The 18,309-nt window shown below is 70.8% G+C and carries 12 protein-coding genes; 5 read left to right on the top strand and 7 right to left on the bottom strand.

What is annotated here, in order from left to right:
• Nucleotides 1–16: 16 nt before the first annotated feature.
• The 5 genes from ACFV9J_RS36670 to ACFV9J_RS36650 form a co-directional block, all read right to left on the bottom strand.
• Nucleotides 17–1,030: a LacI family DNA-binding transcriptional regulator gene (locus ACFV9J_RS36670; RefSeq protein ID WP_385361971.1), complete on the bottom strand. Its 1,014-nt coding sequence runs from the start codon at nt 1,028–1,030 to the stop codon at nt 17–19.
• A gap of 94 nt (nt 1,031–1,124) precedes the next feature.
• Entirely contained in the window at nt 1,125–5,414 is a 4,290-nt protein-coding gene (locus ACFV9J_RS36665) for a discoidin domain-containing protein (RefSeq protein ID WP_385361969.1), read from the bottom strand.
• A 259-nt stretch (nt 5,415–5,673) separates the two neighbouring features.
• The gene (locus tag ACFV9J_RS36660) at nt 5,674–6,684 is read right to left on the bottom strand and encodes a LacI family DNA-binding transcriptional regulator (protein WP_385361967.1); all 1,011 of its coding nucleotides are present in this window, start codon (nt 6,682–6,684) and stop codon (nt 5,674–5,676) included.
• Between the two features lie 38 nt (nt 6,685–6,722).
• The gene (locus ACFV9J_RS36655; RefSeq protein WP_385361966.1) at nt 6,723–7,667 is read right to left on the bottom strand and encodes an endonuclease/exonuclease/phosphatase family protein; all 945 of its coding nucleotides are present in this window, start codon (nt 7,665–7,667) and stop codon (nt 6,723–6,725) included.
• A 74-nt stretch (nt 7,668–7,741) separates the two neighbouring features.
• Nucleotides 7,742–10,723, bottom strand: coding sequence for a carbohydrate binding domain-containing protein (locus ACFV9J_RS36650; RefSeq protein ID WP_385362008.1), 2,982 nt, complete (start codon nt 10,721–10,723; stop codon nt 7,742–7,744).
• Between the two features lie 353 nt (nt 10,724–11,076).
• On the opposite strand from ACFV9J_RS36650, the gene ACFV9J_RS36645 reads away from it, so the two are divergent.
• The 5 genes from ACFV9J_RS36645 (at nt 11,077) to ACFV9J_RS36625 (ending at nt 15,804) form a co-directional block, all read left to right on the top strand.
• On the top strand, nt 11,077–12,801 hold the full coding sequence (locus ACFV9J_RS36645; RefSeq protein ID WP_385361964.1) for a carbohydrate-binding module family 20 domain-containing protein: 1,725 nt from the start codon (nt 11,077–11,079) through the stop codon (nt 12,799–12,801).
• A 181-nt stretch (nt 12,802–12,982) separates the two neighbouring features.
• Entirely contained in the window at nt 12,983–14,086 is a 1,104-nt protein-coding gene (locus tag ACFV9J_RS36640) for an NlpC/P60 family protein (protein WP_385361962.1), read from the top strand.
• A 4-nt stretch (nt 14,087–14,090) separates the two neighbouring features.
• Nucleotides 14,091–15,023: a hypothetical protein gene (locus ACFV9J_RS36635; protein WP_385361960.1), complete on the top strand. Its 933-nt coding sequence runs from the start codon at nt 14,091–14,093 to the stop codon at nt 15,021–15,023.
• Between the two features lie 59 nt (nt 15,024–15,082).
• Nucleotides 15,083–15,241, top strand: a complete 159-nt coding sequence (locus tag ACFV9J_RS36630) for a hypothetical protein (RefSeq protein WP_385361958.1) — start codon at nt 15,083–15,085, stop codon at nt 15,239–15,241.
• Complete coding sequence (locus tag ACFV9J_RS36625; protein ID WP_385361956.1) at nt 15,238–15,804, top strand: GNAT family N-acetyltransferase; 567 nt, start codon at nt 15,238–15,240, stop codon at nt 15,802–15,804. The genes ACFV9J_RS36630 and ACFV9J_RS36625 overlap by 4 nt, the downstream gene beginning before the upstream one ends.
• Before the next feature lie 25 nt (nt 15,805–15,829).
• On the opposite strand, the gene ACFV9J_RS36620 is transcribed toward ACFV9J_RS36625, so the two are convergent.
• The gene (locus ACFV9J_RS36620) at nt 15,830–17,296 is read right to left on the bottom strand and encodes a serine/threonine-protein kinase (protein ID WP_385361954.1); all 1,467 of its coding nucleotides are present in this window, start codon (nt 17,294–17,296) and stop codon (nt 15,830–15,832) included.
• Nucleotides 17,297–17,350: 54 nt separating this feature from the next.
• The gene (locus ACFV9J_RS36615; RefSeq protein ID WP_385361952.1) at nt 17,351–18,268 is read right to left on the bottom strand and encodes a LysR family transcriptional regulator; all 918 of its coding nucleotides are present in this window, start codon (nt 18,266–18,268) and stop codon (nt 17,351–17,353) included.
• Nucleotides 18,269–18,309: the final 41 nt, after the last annotated feature.

Here is an 18,309-nt window from a genome sequence, read left to right as displayed (position 1 = left end):
AGATGCCGGGTTCCCGCTACCGGGTGGAAACCTGGGCGGTGGAGCCGCGGACGACCAGTTCCGGTTCGAAGAGCAGTTCCCTGTGGGGGACTTCGGTGCCTTGGATTTGTGCGCAGAGGAGGTCGACGGCGGCGCGTCCCATGGCTTCGATGGGTTGGCGGACGGTGGTGAGGGGTGGTTCGGTGCAGGTCATGAAGGCGGAGTCGTCGTAGCCGACGACGGAGACGTCGTGGGGTACGTGGTGGCCGCGGCGGCGGGCGGCGCGGACGGCGCCGAGGGCGAGGGGGTCGCTGGCGCAGATGATGCCGGTGACGCCGCGGTCCAGGAGGCGGGTGGCGGCTGCCTGGCCGCCTTCCAGGGAGAACATGGCCCGTTCCACGTGGGCGTCGGGCAGGGTGCCGTTGGAGGCCTGTGCCGCCTCGCGGGCGGCCGTCAGCTTCCGCCGGGACGGGATGTGGTCGGAGGGGCCGAGGACGAGACCGATCCGCTCGTGCCCCAGTGACGTCAGGTGCCGCCAGGACTGCCCCACGGCGACGGCGTCGTCGCAGGCGATGCAGGGAAAGCCGAGGTCGGGTATGGAGGCGTTGACGAGCACCACGGGGATGTTGCGCTCGGCGAGCAGCCGGTAGTGGTCGTGCGGGGCGTCCGCCTGCGCGAACAGGCCGCCGCCGGCGAAGACGACTCCGGAGACCTGCTGTTGGAGCAGCAGCTCGACGTAGTCGGCCTCGGAGACGCCGCCCTTGGTCTGGGTGCACAGCACCGGGGTCAGGCCCTGCTGGGCCAGCGCGCCGCCGATGACCTCGGCGAACGCGGGGAAGATGGGGTTCTGCAGCTCGGGCAGGACCAGGCCGACCAGGCGGGCGCGCTCGCCCCGCAGCTGGGTGGGCCGCTCGTAGCCCAGGACGTCCAGCGCGCTCAGTACGGACTGCCGGGTCGTCTCGGAGACTCCCGGTTTGCCGTTGAGCACCCGGCTGACCGTGGCCTCGCTGACCCCAACCTTCTTCGCTACCTGAGCAAGTCGTCGCGTCACAAACGCAAGACTAGCGCAAGTCTCCGCAAGAGACTTGCGCCAGTCGGTGACCTGTCCGACAACAGCTGTTGCCGGCCCCCGTTGCAGGCCAGGTCTACGGGTTGCGGATGATCTTGAAGGTCGACGTCGTGTTGCGGATGTCAACGGCGTTGTCGCTGAGCTTCAGCCCGTTGAAGGTGACCTCACCGACCGCCGGTCCCTGCCCCGCCTCGGGCATCTCGTTGGCCCACAGGCCGAAACCGGACTTGGCGTCGAACTCGTCACCGCTCTTGTGCGCGCCCGTGACGGAGACGTCGGTGAAGACCGTGTCCTTGATCGGGAACTGCGGCTGGCCTCCCACGTAGTTCGTCTGGAACATGATGCCGCTGTAGGTCGGGTCGACGATGTCGACGTTGTTGACCCGGATCCCCTGGAACACCTTGGACGCCGAGAACACCCAGATGCCCGGGAAGGTCTGCCCGCCCCAGAAGTGCCCGCCCGCCCGGACGATCGAGACGTTCTCGAAGGTCGTCGGATCGGTGCCGAACCCGTTCATCGGGTAGCCGAAGTCCAGCGAGCTGATGGTGATGCCCGAGTAGACCAGGGTGTCCGCGATGTGGATGTTGCGGAAGGTGTTGTTGTAGCCGCCGTAGACGGCCAGGCCCGCCGCACGCCAGGTCAGCGTGGTCGTGAGGTTCTCGTACAGGTTGTTCTTCATGTCCGCGCCGCCCGCGTCGATCGCCGAGAAGAGCGCGAAGCTGTCGTCACCGGTCGCCCGGGCGTCGTTGTTGGACACCAGGTTGTCGGTCGAGCCGTTGGTCATGTTGATGCCGTCGGCGAACATGTTGCGGATCCGGGAGTTCTTGATCGTCATCCGGTCGGTGTTGGCGCCCCAGTACAGGCACACCATGTGCTCGTTCCAGATGTTGTCGATCACGATGTCCGAGGTGTTGGAGAAGTCGAACACCTTGCCCGGCCCGTCGATGCGGGTCGTGTAGTTGCCGAAGTAGGCGAAGTTCGCGAACGTCGAGCCCTTCGCGCTCGCCTCGGCCCGGAACCCGATGTCGGTGTTGTCCTGCGTCGTCGGCGCGTGGAACTTCGTGAACCAGGGACCGGCGCCGACCACCTTCACCGCCTTGCCGTACACCTGGAACTTGCTCGACGTCTGGTAGTCGCCGGGCGGCAGGTACACGCCGACCAGCTTGCCGGAGGTGTCCATGCGGACCTTGTCGAGCGCGTTCTGCACGTCCTGGTGCGTGAACCCGGCCGGCACCGCGTACGCCGCCGGGTCGGGGTTCGGCACCGCCGAGACCTGCTCCAGGTTGACGAAGTCGATCGCGTAGTCGGAGGTGTTCGCCGCGTCCTTCTGCAGCCGGATCGTGCTGCCCGCAGGGACGGTCTCGCCCAGCATGATGTGCGCCTCGTCGTAGATGTGCCGCGGGGCGCCCGCACCGGGGGAGTTGCCCGGCGACGCCTCGGCGCCGTACAGCCAGGCGTACTTCGACGTCAGCGGCAGCGCCTTCTTCATGACGCCGTCGACGTACACGTCGAGCGTGGCGTCGATGCCGCCGCCGCCCGGCGCGTCCGGGATGGAGAAGCGGGTCACCAGGGTGTTGGTGTCCGCCTTGGTGGTGAACTCGACGTACTCGCCGGTCTTGTCGAGGTGGACGGCCTTGCGCCCGGACGCCTCGCCCGCCATGTCACCGATGGTCCGGTTGGGCCCGACCACCGTGGCACCGCCGCCGACCGTCCCGTCCTCCGCCTCGTACATGTCGTACGGCATGTTCGCGCCGCGCCCGACGAACAGCGGCTGCGTGGAGGTGTTGTTCTCCCGCTTGACCGGCAGCTCGTTGGCGTCGTCGGCGACCGTCACCTTCAGGGAGTACGAGCCGTTGGCCGCCTTCCAGGTGCCGAGGCTCACGGCCGGGGCGGTCTTGCCCGCGGCGATGACGCCGGAGTGCGCGCCGGTGAGGGTCTTGACCGTGTCGCCCTTGGCGTCGAGCAGGGCGAGCGTCACCGCGTGGCTGCCGCCCGCCGAGTCCTGGGTGCCCTGGTTCTTCAGTGCGACCTTGAACGTCACGTCGTCACCGGCGGCCGGACTGGACGGCGAGGTGGTGACGGCGGCGGCGACCAGGTCGGAGCTCTGCACCGGCTTGACGACCAGCGGATCGGGCCGGGTGTAGGTGTTGTTGGTCTCGTTCTGCTCGATGATCTCGTTCGCCTCGTCGGCGACCGCGCTCAGTTCGTACGAACCGGCCTCGCGGGCCCCGAGGGACGCGCTGACCGTGCGCTGCTCACCCGCCGCCAGGGCGGGGACGTCGGCGGTGGCGACCTTGGTGTCACCCAGCCGCAGGGCGACCTTGCCCGCTGGTGCGTCCGCGGCGCCGCTGTTGCGCACGGTGGCGGACACGGTGATCTCGTCCGACTCGACCGGGGAGTCGGGCGACGTGGTCAGCCCGGTCACCTCGAGGTCCGGGTTGGGCGCCGGGGTGCCGATGACCTGGAACTCGGCGACCTGCCCGGCCGTCGCCCCGGTGTTGGAGGTGAACTTCAACTGGACGTCCGCGGCCCGTTCGCCGACGGGTATCGTCACGCTGTTGCCGCCGCTCGCGGGGTCGAAGACGTAGTCCTTGGCCGCCACCAGGGAGGTGGGGCCGGAGGCGTCCTGGGCGCGGCCGAGCACCTCGATGTTCTGGGTGCGCCTGGACCAGCCGGCGTCGGGGTTGAGCTTGAGGACGACGCTGTCGACGTCCGCGTTCGCGCCCAGCTTCAGGGTCAGCGTGTTCGGGTAGCTGCCGGCCGCCCCCTCCCAGTAGGTCGAGGTGCTGTTGTCGTTGGCGTTCTCGGCGACGTAGGTGTGGATGTGGGACGAGGCGCTGATCGGCTTGCCGACGGCCAGGTTCGAGCCGTCCTTGGTGCCGCCCCGGATCACCGAGTTGCTGTCGCCCGACACGTTGCCGGCCGCGTCCTTGGCCCGCACGAAGTAGGTCACGTTCGCCGACACCGGCTGGGTGTCGGTGTAGGTGGTGACGTCACCGGCGACGCTCTTGCGGAGCTTGTTGTTGGCGTAGACGTCGTACCCGGTGACGCCCTTGTCGTCGGTGGAGGCGGTCCAGGTCAGCCTGACCTGCCCGGCGGCCGGTTCGGTGAGGGCGAGGTTCGAGGGCGCGGTGGGTGCCTGCGTGTCGCCGGTGTCGGCGCGGCGGGTGACCGAGTTGCTGTTGCCCGACTGGTTGCCGGCCGCGTCCTTGGCGCGCACGTAGTAGGTGACCGTCGTGCCGGCCGGCCTGGTGTCCGTGTACGTGGTGACGTCACCCGCGACCGAGGTCAGCAGATCGCCGTTGGCGTAGATGTCGTACCCCGTGACGGCGGTGTCGTCCGAGGACTCGTTCCAGGTCAGCCTGATCTGCCCGGTGGCGGGCTCGGTGAACGCGAGGTTCGCCGGGGTCGTGGGCGCCTGCGTGTCACCCGTCTCCGGGCCGTAGACCTCCAGCTCGGAGACCTGGGCGGCGGGCTGGCCGGTGTTGGCCGTGACCAGGACCCGGACGTAGCGCGCGGTGGCCGCGTCGAAGGCGACCGTGGCCGACTGGCCGCCCGCCGCGTCGAAGGTGTACGCCTTCGCGGCGGTCAGGTCGGTGAAGTCCGAGCCGTTGTCACTGGCCTGGATCTTCAGCGTCTGGCTGCGGGTCGGCCAGCCGTCCGGCAGCCGCAGGACGACGCGGTTCACCCGGCGCGCGGAGCCCAGGTCGGCCTGGAGCCACTGCGGCAGGTCGTTGTTGGCGCTCTCCCAGTAGCTGGCCCGGTTGCCGTCGTTGCCGTTGCCGGGGGTGTACGCGCCCGTGGAACTGCTCGCCGTCAGCCGCCGGCCGGCGGCCAGGTTCACGGACGACTCCCCGGCCGCGTGCACCTCCAGCTCGGAGAGCTGGGCCGCCTGCCACCCGGTGTTCGCCGTGATGTTCACCCGCACGAACCGTGCCTGAGTGGCGGGGAAGGCGACGGTGACCGTGTTGCCCGCCCCCGGGTCGAAGGCGTAGGTGGCGGACGTCTTGAGCGTGCTGAAGCCCGTGCCGTCGGCGCTGCCCTGGACGGAGAGCGTCTGATCGCGACTCTCCCAGCCGGCGGGCAGTCTCAGGACGACCTCGTCGATCCGCTCGGTGGCACCGAGGTCGGTCTGGACCCACTGGGGCAGGCTGCCGCCGCCGCTCTGCCAGTACGTGCCCTGGTTGCCGTCGGTGATGTTGGCGGCGCCGTACTCACCGTGCGAGCTGCTCGCCGCGGTGGCGTCTCCCACGGCGATGTTGGGGCCCCCGGCTGCCGTGGCCGACAGCAGCGGTCCTCCCAGCGCCAGGAGACTGGTCGCGACCACGGTGCACAGGGCCCGCGATCTCCAGTTCCGGTTTCTCATCTGTCCCCACATCAGGTAGACACTCAATGTTCTCTGACATTTACGCGGAGCGCTCGCAGAGTTGCAGAGAAATGTTGAGTCGTCTACAGGATGGACAGCGCGAAGTGGCCGTGCGGCAGGGCCCGGTGGTGTCGGTGTGGGCCGGAGAGGCGTCGGGGCATGCCTCGGATCAGCGACTTTCGCGAGCTACGTCGGACAGCCGCAAGCCACTGCCATTTCCCGCAAGGAACTTGCGGTCAACAAAGGGGACGGGGAGCCGTCAGCGGGCGGCCGGCTGGGCCGTGGAGCCCCGGACCACGAGTTCCGGTTCGAAGAGCAGTTCGCCGTGGGGGACTTCGGTGCCTTGGATTTGTGCGCAGAGGAGGTCGACGGCGGCGCGTCCCATGGCTTCGATGGGTTGGCGGACGGTGGTGAGGGGTGGTTCGGTGCAGGTCATGAAGGCGGAGTCGTCGTAGCCGACGACGGAGACGTCGTGGGGTACGTGGTGGCCGCGGCGGCGGGCGGCGCGGACGGCGCCGAGGGCGAGGGGGTCGCTGGCGCAGATGATGCCGGTGACGCCGCGGTCCAGGAGGCGGGTGGCGGCTGCCTGGCCGCCCTCCAGGGAGAACATGGCCCGCTCGACGAACTCCTCGGGCAGCTCCGCGCCGGCGGCCCGGGCCGCCTCGCGGGCGGCGGCCAGCTTCCGGCGCGAGGGGATGTGGTCGGAGGGGCCGAGCACCAGGCCGATGCGCTCGTGCCCCAGCGACGCCAGGTGCCGCCAGGACTGCTCGACGGCGACGGCGTCGTCGCAGGCGATGCACGGGAAGTCGAGGTTCTCGATCGACGCGTTGATGAGCACCACGGGGATGTTGCGCTCGGCGAGCAGCCGGTAGTGGTCGTGCGGGGCGTCCGCCTGCGCGAACAGACCGCCCGCGAACACCACTCCGGAGACCTGCTGTTGGAGCAGCAGCTCGACGTAGTCGGCCTCGGAGACGCCGCCCTTGGTCTGGGTGCACAGCACCGGGGTCAGGCCCTGCTGGGCCAGCGCGCCGCCGATGACCTCGGCGAACGCGGGGAAGATGGGGTTCTGCAGCTCGGGCAGGACCAGGCCGACCAGGCGGGCGCGCTCGCCCCGCAGCTGGGTGGGCCGCTCGTAGCCCAGGACGTCCAGCGCGCTCAGTACGGACTGCCGGGTCGTCTCGGAGACCCCCGGTTTGCCGTTGAGCACCCGGCTGACCGTGGCCTCGCTGACCCCAACCTTCTTCGCCACCTGAGCAAGTCGTCGCGTCACACACGAAAGGCTAACGCAAACACCGCAAGCGGCTTGCTTCAGTGCCAGGAGACCCGGGCGACGACGGGAAGGTGGTCGCTACCGGTGGCGGGCAGGGTGCGCAGGGCGCCGACGGTCCCGGCGCGGGCCATCACCTGGTCGATCCGGGCCAGCGGCAGACCGGCGGGAAAGCTGAAGGCGAGGCCCCGCCCGGCCGTGTTCAGCGAGTCGGTCAGGGGACGCAGCGCCCGGTCGTCGACCGTGCCGTTGAGATCGCCCAGCAGGACCACCCGCCGCAGCTCCTCCGCATCGAGGGCGTCGCCCAGCAGACCGGCGCTCTCGTCCCGCCAGGACGACGCGAGACCGCCCGCCCCCACCCGGACCGACGGCAGGTGCGCGACATAGACGGCGACTTCGCCCCGCGGCGTGTGCGCCACGCTCCGCAGCCCGCGCTCCCACTCCTCCCCGATGCCCCGCGGCTTGATGTCCAGGGGACGTGAACCGGAGAGCGGGTACTTCGACCAGAGCCCGACGGTGCCCCGGACCGTCCGGTACGGATAGTCGGGGGCCAGTGTCTTCGCGTAGACCTCCAGCGCCGGCGGCACCAGTTCCTCCAGCGCGACGAGGTCGGGCCCGGCACGGACCAGAGCGCGCGCCGTGCCCCCGGGGTCGGTGTTCTCGTCACTGACGTTGTGCTGCACCACGACCAGGTCGTCGGCGCCGGGCTCCGGCGCGGGCAGGAGCAGCCCGCCGAAGAGGTGCGTCCAGGCGGCCACCGGCAGCAGCAGCGCCACCAGGGCGAGCGCCGAGCGGCGCACCAGCGCCAGGACGAGCAGCACCACGACGACCACACCGAGCCACGGCAGGAAGGACTCCAGCAGACTCCCCAGCCCGCCGACGCCGTTCGGCACCGAACGGTGGAACGCGAGCAGGAGAGCGGTGCACACCGCCACCCCGGCGAGCACCCGCCCACGCCCGCGCGTCCAGGCCGCCCAGTCCGTCATCGCACCCGTTCCCTCGTCCTCACCGGCAGGTTCACCAGTCAGGACGAGGGAAGGGCGGTGTGAGTTCCGGCCGGCTACTTCAGATACGGACCGTCCGCTCCGATCTTCCCGGGACCGTCCAGGACGTACACCCGCAGATTGCCCTTGCCGGGTGCGGCGACGGTGAGGCGGCCGTCGGTGACGGTGCGGGTGTCGCCGGTGACCGCGTCCCGGTAGGTGCCGTTGGGGATGCCGCCGTAGGCGGCGCCGCCCGAGACGGTGACGAGGGCGAAGCTGTCCGTGCCGCCGTCGGTGTAGCGCCGTTTGAAGGCCATGTCGCCGGTGATGCCGTCCGTGGAGTACTGGCCCATCTGGAGGGCGGGGACGGCCCGGCGGATCTGGTTGAGCCGCTGTACGTGCTGGACCAGGGGCTGTGCCAGTGTCGTGGCGACGGCGCCGGTGGCCGAGTCGACCCGGGAGAAGTCGGAGGCCACCACGTCGCCGGCGAGGTGGTCGCCGTAGTAGGCGCGGCCCGTCGTGGCGAGGGGGCAGGCGGGGCCGCAGTCGATCTTCTTGCCCTTCTGGAACTCGATCTCCGAGCCGTAGTAGAGGGTGGGGATGCCGCGGAAGGTCCACATCAGCGACATGTTCTCGGCCCAGGCGTCGGTGCCGCCCGGGTAGCGCTCGCTGCTCTTGTTCGGGCCGTAGTCGTGGCTGTCGACGTAGACGACGTTGTACGTGGCGTCGTTGTAGCTGTCGTCGGAGTCCTTGCCGTTGTGGAAGGCGTTGCTCGCGTCACCGAAGTTCATGTGCATGCGCATGTCGATGACGTTCATGCCGGAGAAGCGGCTGTGGTCCGGGGCGTGGTAGCTGTTGCCCTCCAGGAAGGCGTTGGTCGACGTGGGCTGGTTGCCCGTGCCCTGCTGCTGCTCGTACGCGTACATCTCCAGGGCCGCCTTGGCGTCGTCGGCGCTGTACTCCCTGCGCTCCTTCCATGTGTAGAACTGCGCCGAGTGGTTGACCGAGCCGCGGTTCCACTTGTCGTTGACGAAGGCGGCGACCTCGCCGAAGACGAAGAAGTTCCTCGCGGCCTCGGCGCCGTGCTGCTGGGCCACGCGCTCCTGGATCGCGGGCAGGAAGCGGCGGTTCCAGGTGGTGCGCGGGATGTGCACGGCCGTGTCGACGCGGAATCCGTCGACGCCCATGTCGATGTACTTGTCGTAGGCGCCGATGAGGTAGTTCTGCACCTGTGGGTTCTCGGTGTTGAAGTCGGCGAGGTCCTCGTGCAGCCAGCAGGAACGGGAGTCCTCGCCCTCCCAGTTGCCGATCCAGCAGTTGTGGTAGAGCGCCTTGGGGAACATGCCGGACGTCGGGCCGGGCCACTGGCAGTTGTAGAGGGTGTAGCCCTCGGGGCTCTTCGCGCCGGTGGGCGTGCCCCAGTTGACGCAGGTGTTGCCGCTCGGCTCGGCGGTGGACCACAGGTCGCCGTTGTAGTACGACTTGCCGCTCTTGGGTTCGACGGTCAGGCCGTCGTACTCGAAGCCGGGCTGCTTCTCGTCGTAGTACCAGCTCCACTGGGAGTCGCGCACCCCGTAGACGGTCGGGGTGAACAGGCCCTTGGCGCCCCAGCGGGAGGAGTGGTTGTAGACGACGTCCTGGTAGATCTTCATGCCCTTGGCGTGGGCGGCGTCGATGAGGTCCTGGTAGGAGGCGCCGGCGGACTCCAGACGCGGGTCGACCCGGTAGAAGTCGTAGCCGTGGTAGCCGTGGTAGTCGTAGTCCGAGCGGTTGAGGACCACGGGGGTGATCCACACGGCGGAGAAGCCGAGGCCCTTGATGTAGTCGAGCTTGTCGACCAGGCCCTTGAAGTCGCCCCGGAACATGGGGTCGTCGTTCGCCGCGTTGCCGGACCTCTCGTGCTGGCTGCCGCCGCGGTTGTTGGAGCTGTCGCCGTCGTTGAAGCGGGCGGTCAGGACGAAGTAGATCGGATCCTTGCGGGGATCGGTGGCCAGGGGCTTGCCCGCCGCGGGCGCCGGCGGTTTCGTGCCGGTGGTGGCGATCGCGGCGGCCGAGGCCGCGGAGACGTTGCCCGCGGCGTCCGTCGCCCTGACGGTGTAGGTGTAGGTGGTCCTCTCCTCCAGGCCGGTGTCGGAGAAGACGGTGGAGCCGACGTCGCTCACGACCTCGCCCCCGGTGCCGCCGCTGCGGGTCACCTGGTACTTGGCGACCCCCGTGTCGTCGGTGGACGGCTCCCAGGTCAGCACGACGGACACGCCGTCCGCCCGGGCGCTCACCCCGGCGGGGACGGTCGGCGCCGCGGTGTCGGGCACCTCCTCGGCGCACGGGTCGTCGGCGTCGGCGGTGACCGTGTTGTCGGCGACGGTGGTGACGCCGGCCGGCAGGGTGTAGTCGGCGCCCTTGTTGTTGTCCCACACTCCGTTGCCGTTGTTGAAGGCGGCCGTCATCGAGGTGGCCGTGCCCAGGTCGACGTCCTTCTTCCACCAGCCCGCGCAGGCGGCCCGCATGCCGACGCCGGGGACGGCGGTCCAGGAGCCGCCCGCGGGCCGGTAGTGGATGTTGGCGGTGGTCCAGCCGAGGGTGCGGGTGGAGTAGTAGACGGTGGCCCGGTTGCCGTCCCCCGGCGTCGGGTCGGGATCCTGGCCCCCGGCGCAGGGGTCGGAGTGGGCGATCACGCCGTCCTTGACCGTGATGGCTCCGGTGCCCAGGGCGTAGTCCGCGCCCCCGTTGTTGTCCCAGGTGCCCGAGCCGTTGTTGAAGGTGGCCCGCAGCCCCTCGGCGCTGCCCAGGGGGACCGTCCTCTTCACCCAGTCCGTGCACGCGGTCTCCATCGCCACGCCGGGGACCTCGGTCCAGGAGCCGCCGTCGGGTGCGTAGTGCAGGTGGTACCGGTCCCAGTTCTTCGTCTTCTTGTAGTAGAAGACGGTCGCCGTGTTTCCGGCCTCGGCCGCCGCCGCGGCGGGGTCTGTGGCGGGGGAGGCGGCGGGTGGGGCGGACACCACCGACAGGACGGCGCCGACGGCGACGGCCGCGGCCAACGGCCGTCTGAGCCACCGCATACGGATGCGTCTGGTGCGTCTGGTGCGTCTGGTGTGTCTCATGCGTTGTCTCCGGGGAGCGGGCGAAGCAGCGGGCGGGCGATCGAACGCGAGGGACTTGAAAGAGTGAACGGAAAGTTGCAGAAATCTCTTACGGCAGCGGGAAGTTACCCGTACGCGGCAACGTCGTAAAGAGGTCGCGCTTCAACTTTCCGGCGTGCGGGAGGGGTTGACCGTGGTTGAAGGCCGCCCTTACGGTCACGACCGCAACCGCTTGCAGAATTCTTGCTGCAACACACTGCAAGTGCCTGCCGACTCCCCAGACTTCGTCGGCACCGCACCCGGGACACCCGCATCCTCACACGGGAGACTCCATGCACGGGAACACCAGCCCAGCGCGAAGAATCACCGCCACCGCGCTCGCCCTCACCGCCGGCGTGGCCGGCAGCCTCCTCGTCACCACGGCACCGGCCCAGGCATCCCCGCCCGGAGACAAGGACGTCACCGCGGTGATGTTCGAGTGGAAGTTCACCTCCGTCGCCCAGGCGTGCACCGACAGCCTCGGCCCGGCCGGCTACGGCTACGTCCAGGTCTCACCGCCCCAGGAGCACATCCAGGGCGGGCAGTGGTGGACCTCGTACCAGCCGGTGAGCTACCGGATCGCGGGCCGCCTCGGTGACCGCGCCCAGTTCAAGAGCATGGTCGACACCTGCCACGCGGCCGGGGTGAAGGTCGTCGCCGACTCGGTCGTCAACCACATGTCGGCCGGCAACGGCACGGGTACCGGCGGCTCGTCGTACACCAAGTACGACTATCCCGGCCTCTACTCGTCGAACGACCTCGACAACTGCACCTCGCAGATCAACAACTACGGCGACCGCTTCAACGTCCAGGAGTGCGAACTGGTCGGCCTCGCGGACCTGGACACCGGCGAGGACTACGTACGGGGCAAGATCGCCGGTTACCTCAACGACCTGCTCTCCCTCGGCGTCGACGGCTTCCGCATCGACGCCGCCAAGCACATGGCCGCCGCCGACCTGGCCGACATCAAGTCCCGGCTCAGCAACCCGAACGTCTACTGGAAGCACGAGGCGATCTACGGCGCGGGCGAGGCCGTGTCCCCGACCGAGTACCTCGGCAGCGGCGACGTGCAGGAGTTCCGCTACGCACGCGACCTCAAGCGCGTCTTCAACGGCGAGAACCTCGCGTACCTGAAGAACTTCGGCGAGGCCTGGGGTCACCTGCCCTCGGACAAGGCCGCCGTCTTCGTCACCAACCACGACACCGAGCGCAACGGCGAGACCCTCACCTACAAGGACGGCGCCACCTACACCCTGGCGCACGTCTTCATGCTTGCCTGGCCGTACGGCAGCCCCGACGTGCACTCCGGCTACGAGTTCACCGACCGCGACGCGGGCCCGCCGAACGGCGGTCAGGTGAACGCCTGCTACAGCGACGGATGGAAGTGCCAGCACGCCTGGCGCGAGATCTCCTCCATGGTCGGCCTCCGCAACACCGCACGCGGCCAGGGGGTGACCGACTGGTGGGACAACGGCGGCGACCAGATCGCCTTCGGCCGCGGCTCCAAGGCGTACGTCGCCATCAACCACGAGGGCACCTCGCTGACCCGTACGTTCCAGACGTCGCTGCCCGCGGGGGACTACTGCGACGTCCAGACGGGCAACGGTGTCACGGTCGACGGGGCAGGCCGGTTCACCGCCACCCTGGGGGCCAATACGGCCGTGGCCCTGCACGTCGGCGCCCGTACCTGTGACGGCGGCGGCGATCCCGGCGACCCCGATCCGGTGTCGTCCGGCGTGTCCTTCGCGGTCGACGCCACCACCAGCTGGGGCCAGAACATCTACGTGACCGGCAACCGGCCGGAACTGGGCAACTGGAACCCGGCCGGCGCCCTTCAACTCGACCCGGCCGCCTACCCGGTGTGGAAGCGGGACGTCGAACTCCCCGAGGGCACGACCTTCGAGTACAAGTACCTCCGCAAGGACGATGCGGGCAACGTGACCTGGGAGAGCGGCGCCAACCGCACCGCGACGGTGAGCACCACGAAGACCGCCCTCAACGACACCTGGCGCAACTGAGAACCGCCCGGTGAACAGTTGCGTGTGAGCAAGCAGACACACGTGGGGAGACCGGGGTGGGCCGTTCGGGGGAAGGTAGTGTGTTCAAGGCCCGAACGGCCCACCGCGCGACCCGCGGTGGCGACCGCGGCGGCAGCCGTCCGTCCGGTCCGCCCGCACGCGACCTCTGAGAGTGGAGTTCATGAACGTGTCGACCGGCGGCAGACGGATACGGAGCCGGGGGGCCACAGCAGCCCTCGTCTGCGCGATCATCCTGCTGCCCGGCCCCGGTTACGCGGCCCCCGGTGACCCCGCCCCGCCCACCGACAAGTCGATCGAGGACATCCGCGACGAACTGGACGGCCTCTACCGCGAGGCGGAGGTGGCCACCGAGGCCTACAACGCCGCGAACGAGAAGGCGGGCAAGCAGGAGAAGCGGCTGACGACCCTCCGCAAGGACCTCACCCGTGCCGAGAAGCGGGTGAAGGACCTGCGCGACCTCGCCGGCGCGGCCGCCCGGACCCAGTACCGCGGGGGCGATCTCGCCGCCACCGGCATCCAGCTGCTGCTCGGGGACCACCCGGAACAGGCCCTCGACGAGGCGTCCCAGGCCCGCCAGGCCATGCGCGGCCTGGTCAACGTCTCCGAGACCCAGAAGACCGCCCGCGAGGCACTCAGCGAGCAGACCGAGGCCGCCTCGACGGAACTGCGGAAGCTGAAGAGCAGCCGTGCGGACAAGGCCGCGGCGAAGCAGAAGATCGAGAAGAAGATCGCGTCCGCCGAGCGGATCGAGGCCGGACTCGAGGAGGAACAGACCCGCAGACTGGCCGCGTTGGAGAAACAGCGCACCCGGGAGGCCGAGGCCAGGTGGACGGAGTCCGGCGGCTCCTCCGGCGGCTCTTCGGGGAAGAGCAAGGGCAAGGGGCGAGCGCCGGGCGGCGGGACGAAGGTGAGCGGAGCGGCCGGCAAGGCCGTCGGCTTCGCGATGGCGCAGATCGGCAAACCCTACGTGTGGGGCGCGGTGGGCCCGTCCTCGTACGACTGCTCCGGACTCACCTCCGCGGCCTGGGCGGCGGCCGGTCACCCCATTCCCCGCACCTCGCAGGCACAGTGGGGCGGCCTGACCCGCGTCAGCCTGTCCTCGGCCCGGCCCGGAGACCTGATCATCTACTACAACGACGCCACCCACGTGGGCATGTACATCGGAGGCGGACAGATCGTCCACGCACCGCGGCCCGGCCGCGACATCACCACCGCGCCGGCCGCCTCCATGCCCGTCCTCGGCGTCGTACGACCCGGAGCCTGACCGGATGACCCACTCGCTGACCCCCCGTGACGAGGGGAACCTGCCCGCGATCGCCGCCCCGCCGCTGATCCGCCTCGACGCCTACGTGGCCGAGGACGGGTCGACGGTGGTCAACGGCCACCTGCTGGAGATGGGCGGCATGCGACCGCCCAACGAGGCGATCCTCGACGCCGTCGCCATGTTCGCCCGCACCCTGGGGGCCCCGGTCGCGGCCACCGTCATCGACCGCACCGTGCAACAGGTGGCGCGCCTGCGGGTCCACCCCGACGGCTCCAGCCGGACCATCGCCGACGAGGACGACCTGCCGCCCGGGCGGGAGCGCACCGCCGCCGAGGAGGAGGCGTTCCCGCCGCTCGCCCGCGTCGAGCGCATCATCCAGCACGCCCAGCGCGAGGAACTGCACGCCGCGTTCGTCCTCGCCAGCGCACTGCGCGAACACCTGACCCTGCGCCGCGGCGCCGAGGACGAACTCTCCCTGGAGGCACGGGCGATCGAGGCCTACCTCGCCTACCTGCGCGGCGACCACATGCTCTCCACCGTCCTCGCGCTGACCGTCGCCCGCATCCGCTGCCGCACCGACCTGAACCGGGCCGCCCCCGACGTGGCCCGGGCCACCGCGGCCTGGCAACGGCTGTGGGACGAGAGCCAGGTGGCCACCCGGGGGCAGGAACTGCTGCACATGTGGGAGCGGCTGTCCGCGGCCGGCCTGCTCCAGGAAGCGTCCCACCACGCCATGGCCCAGGCCGTGCGGACCCGGCTGGAACAAGGCGGCCGTTCCGTACCACCGCAGTCCGGGCCCGCCGCTGCCGCCCTGCCCGCGGGCAGCGGCCCGCACACCACCCCCGCCGCCCCCGAGGACAAGCCCCTCAAGCCCGCCCGGCGCGGTCTACGCCGCTTCACCCGACGGGCCGGCCGGGCGCCCGGACAGCCCTCCTGAGGGCAGGGCCGCCGGCCTTCCCCGACGCTTGGGCGAGGCCGACAATCGTCGACGAGGGCGTGGCCCTGGCCCGGCGCCTGCGCCGGCAGGACCCCGTCGCTGGGAGCAGGGCCCTGGCCACGGCCCTGACGAGCAGAGCCACCTTCCACGTGGCCGCCGAGGAGTTCACCGAGGCCCTCTTCAAGCAGCCGGCCGGGTGGGCCAGGATGCAGACATGACACAGGGAATACGTTCCGGGTTTCCGCGAGAGAACATCGAACTGCCGGACGGTGCAGTACTGCGACGGCGCTCCCTGGTCTCCGACGACGCGTTCATCGACGCGGTCGCCGCCGATGTCGGGCATCTGGGTGAGTGGCTTCGCTGGGCTCAGCATCCGCCCACCCGCGAGGAGACCGAGCGGTTCCGTGCCGAGCAGGACGCGGACTGGGACGCCGGGCGGTCCTTCGTCTACGTGCTGACCCCGCCGGACCGCCTCGACCAGGTGCTCGGCGGGGGCGCCCTGTTCCCGAACGGCGAGGCGGGCGTCCTGGAGATCGGCTACTGGGTCTGTTCCCCGGCCACCGGCCGCGGACTCGCCACCCGGGCCGCGGCCGCGCTGACCGAGGAGGGCCTGGGGCTGCCCGGCATCGAGGCCATGGAGATCCACTGCGACCGGGCCAATGCCCGAAGCGCCGCGATACCGCCCCGGATCGGGTACCGGTTGCTCCGTATCGAACCGGACGAGCCGCAGACCGCCGCGGAGGCCGGACAGAGCATGGTCTGGCGCCACGACGGCGCCTGACCCCGGAGTGTCGGGCGTCCCGAACTCAGCGGCCGTCGAACCCGCTGTGCGTCATGGTGGCCACGACGCCCGCCACCTTCACCTCCACGACGACCTTGCCCCGGGTCCACCTGGTCGACGTGCCGTCCGGCGCGCCCAGCGCCTCGAGGACCGCCACGGGAAGGCGTTCCCGGTCCCCGGGCTCGGGATAGAAGGCGATCAGGCACAGCTTGCCGCGGCTGTTGAAGGCGTACTGCGTGTCCATGGTGACCCCGCAGAACGTCTCGGGACCCTGTCTCGTGACCCACCAGTCGCCGTTCTGCTGGGCCGCGTCCGGGAACCTCGCCCGGAAATCGGCGAGGCTCGCTCCCCAGGGCAGGCCGTTCCAGCTCTGCGCGAGGGAACGGGCGCCGGGGTCGCCCGGGACCGTGTGTTCCGGTGTGCCGCGGGCGTCCTTGCGGCGGGTGGGGATCAGCCGCGCCAGTCCGCGGCGTTGGGGCGGAGCGGGGGACGCGGCCCCGGGTCCGGTTCCGATCCCGTAGGCCTTCGTGTCGCCGGCGAGCGTCTCGCGGACCGGCGTCGGGTCGGCGTCCACGTGGTCGGCGACCGGGGTCGCGCCGTCGTCCGCCGACGCGGTGCCGACGCCGTGTGCGGCCCCGAACTCGCTGATCACGCGGGTGATCGCGGCCGGCAGCCAGTCGTCGGTGACCGCGTCGTCCGAGAGGGAGCCGAGAAGGCCGGCCGGAGTGGGGCGGGCGTCGGGGTCCTTGGCCAGACAGGCGGCGACCAGACCGCGCAGTTCGTGATCGACGAGGGTGAGGTCCGGTTCTTCCTGAACGATCCGGTACATCATCGCCGCGGGATGCCCGTCACCGAACGGGGCGTGACCAGTGGCGGCGAACGCCAGCACCGACCCGAGGGCGAACACGTCGCTCGCGGGACCGACCCCGCGGTCCCCCCGTGCCTGTTCGGGCGACATGTAGGCCGGGGTGCCCGGGACGACCCCGCTGACCGTGTGCGACGTGGCCTCCAGCGCCCGCGCGATGCCGAAGTCGATGACGCGGGGCCCGTCGGCGGCCAGGACCACGTTGCCCGGCTTCAGGTCGCGGTGCACGAGCCCGCACCGGTGCACCGCGTCGAGCCCCTCGGCCAGACCGGCCGCCAGCACCCGCAGCGCCCGGGCCGGCAGGGCGCCGTGCCCGCTCACCACCGTGTGCAGCGAGGGCCCCGGGACGAAGGCGCTGACCAGCCAGGGGCGTTCCGCGTCCGGGTCGGCGTCGACGACCTGCGCGGTGAAGAACCCGCCGACCCGCCGGGCCGCCTCCACCTCCCGGGCGAAGCTCCGGCGGAACCCGGCGTCGGCCCCGTACTCCGGGCGAATCACCTTGACGGCCACGGGTCTTCCGCCCGCCGACCGTCCGAGGAACACCTGCCCCATGCCACCGGCGCCGAGCCGGCCCACGAGCCGGTAGGTGCCTATGCGGTCCGGATCCCCTGGCTGCAGCGCTTCCATCGGCCCCCCTGGTCGCCCGACTTCGGAGATCTTCTCAGACACCGACCCCGCGCGTCAGCCGGCCAGGTCGGCGGCGCGCCTTCGCAGGGCGTTGACCAGTGACCCGGCGGGCGCCGTGAGCCGGCCCGGCAGCGACACCAGGTCGATGCGTCGTACTTCCTCCGCGGCGCCCGTGACGTCGACGAAGCGTACGCCGTCCGGGACCACGGGCAGCAGCGCCGGTGAGGCCGTGGTGACGCCCGCCCCGGCCGCGACCAGGTGCAGCTTGGTCAGCCGGTCGCGGGCGGTGTGCGCGATGCGGGGCCGTCCGGGCAGCCCCGGCCAGACGCCGAGCAGCGGCTCGTCCGTGCCGCCGGGACCGGCGATCCAGGGCTGCGCGGCGATGTCCTCGACGTCCGCGGTGCCGCGTTCGGCGAAGCGGCTGTCGGCCGCGACGGCCAGGGCCAGGCGCGTTTCCAGCAGGGGTTCGACGTGCAGGGGAGGGTCGTCCGTGTCGGGCGAGCGGTGCGGCGGCCGGGAGGTCAGGAGCGCCAGGTCGAGAGTGCCGCTGCGCAGCGCGCGCACCAGTGCGGGAGTGCTCCCCTCGCGCGTCGTCACCCGCGGGCCGGGGACTTCCCGGCGCAGGGCCGACAGGGCGTCGGCCACGAGCACCGCGCCGGCGGCGGGAAAGTACCCGAGCCGGACCCGGCCGGTGGCGTCCCGCACTCCGCGCAGTTCCCGGTCGGCCGCCTCCAGGGCGTCCAGCGCGGCGACGGCGTGGCGCAGCAGGGCGCGGCCCGCGCCGGTCGGCCGCACACCGCCGGGGAAGCGGTCGAACAGGCGGGCTCCCGTGGCCTGTTCCAGCGCGGCCATCTGCCGGGAGACCGCCGACTGCGTGTAGCCGAGGCTGTGCGCGGCCGCGGTGAAGGTGCCGCGCTCGGCCACCTCACGCAGCACCCGAAGCCCGGCCAGCGTCACATCTCCCATGCCCATGAGTCGAAAGCATATCCAGCATGCCGAACATTCGCTGTCGG

It is taken from the genome of Streptomyces sp. NPDC059906 (genome assembly GCF_042730645.1).
GTDB classification, from domain to species: Bacteria; Actinomycetota; Actinomycetes; order Streptomycetales; family Streptomycetaceae; genus Streptomyces; species Streptomyces rubrogriseus.
The sequence above is the reverse complement of the archived record's forward strand: the minus strand, read 5'-3'. Positions and strand labels throughout refer to the sequence as shown.

What these genes read in the sequence shown, in the direction of transcription:
- ACFV9J_RS36640 (WP_385361962.1), top strand. Translation starts at nt 12,983, where the DNA reads ATGAACGTGTCGACCGGCGGCAGACGGATACGGAGCCGGGGGGCCACA.
- ACFV9J_RS36665 (WP_385361969.1), bottom strand. Translation starts at nt 5,414, where the DNA reads ATGAGAAACCGGAACTGGAGATCGCGGGCCCTGTGCACCGTGGTCGCG.
- ACFV9J_RS36650 (WP_385362008.1), bottom strand. Translation starts at nt 10,723, where the DNA reads ATGCGGTGGCTCAGACGGCCGTTGGCCGCGGCCGTCGCCGTCGGCGCC.
- ACFV9J_RS36625 (WP_385361956.1), top strand. Translation starts at nt 15,238, where the DNA reads ATGACACAGGGAATACGTTCCGGGTTTCCGCGAGAGAACATCGAACTG.
- ACFV9J_RS36645 (WP_385361964.1), top strand. Translation starts at nt 11,077, where the DNA reads ATGCACGGGAACACCAGCCCAGCGCGAAGAATCACCGCCACCGCGCTC.
- ACFV9J_RS36635 (WP_385361960.1), top strand. Translation starts at nt 14,091, where the DNA reads ATGACCCACTCGCTGACCCCCCGTGACGAGGGGAACCTGCCCGCGATC.
- ACFV9J_RS36620 (WP_385361954.1), bottom strand. Translation starts at nt 17,296, where the DNA reads ATGGAAGCGCTGCAGCCAGGGGATCCGGACCGCATAGGCACCTACCGG.
- ACFV9J_RS36655 (WP_385361966.1), bottom strand. Translation starts at nt 7,667, where the DNA reads ATGACGGACTGGGCGGCCTGGACGCGCGGGCGTGGGCGGGTGCTCGCC.
- ACFV9J_RS36615 (WP_385361952.1), bottom strand. Translation starts at nt 18,268, where the DNA reads ATGGGCATGGGAGATGTGACGCTGGCCGGGCTTCGGGTGCTGCGTGAG.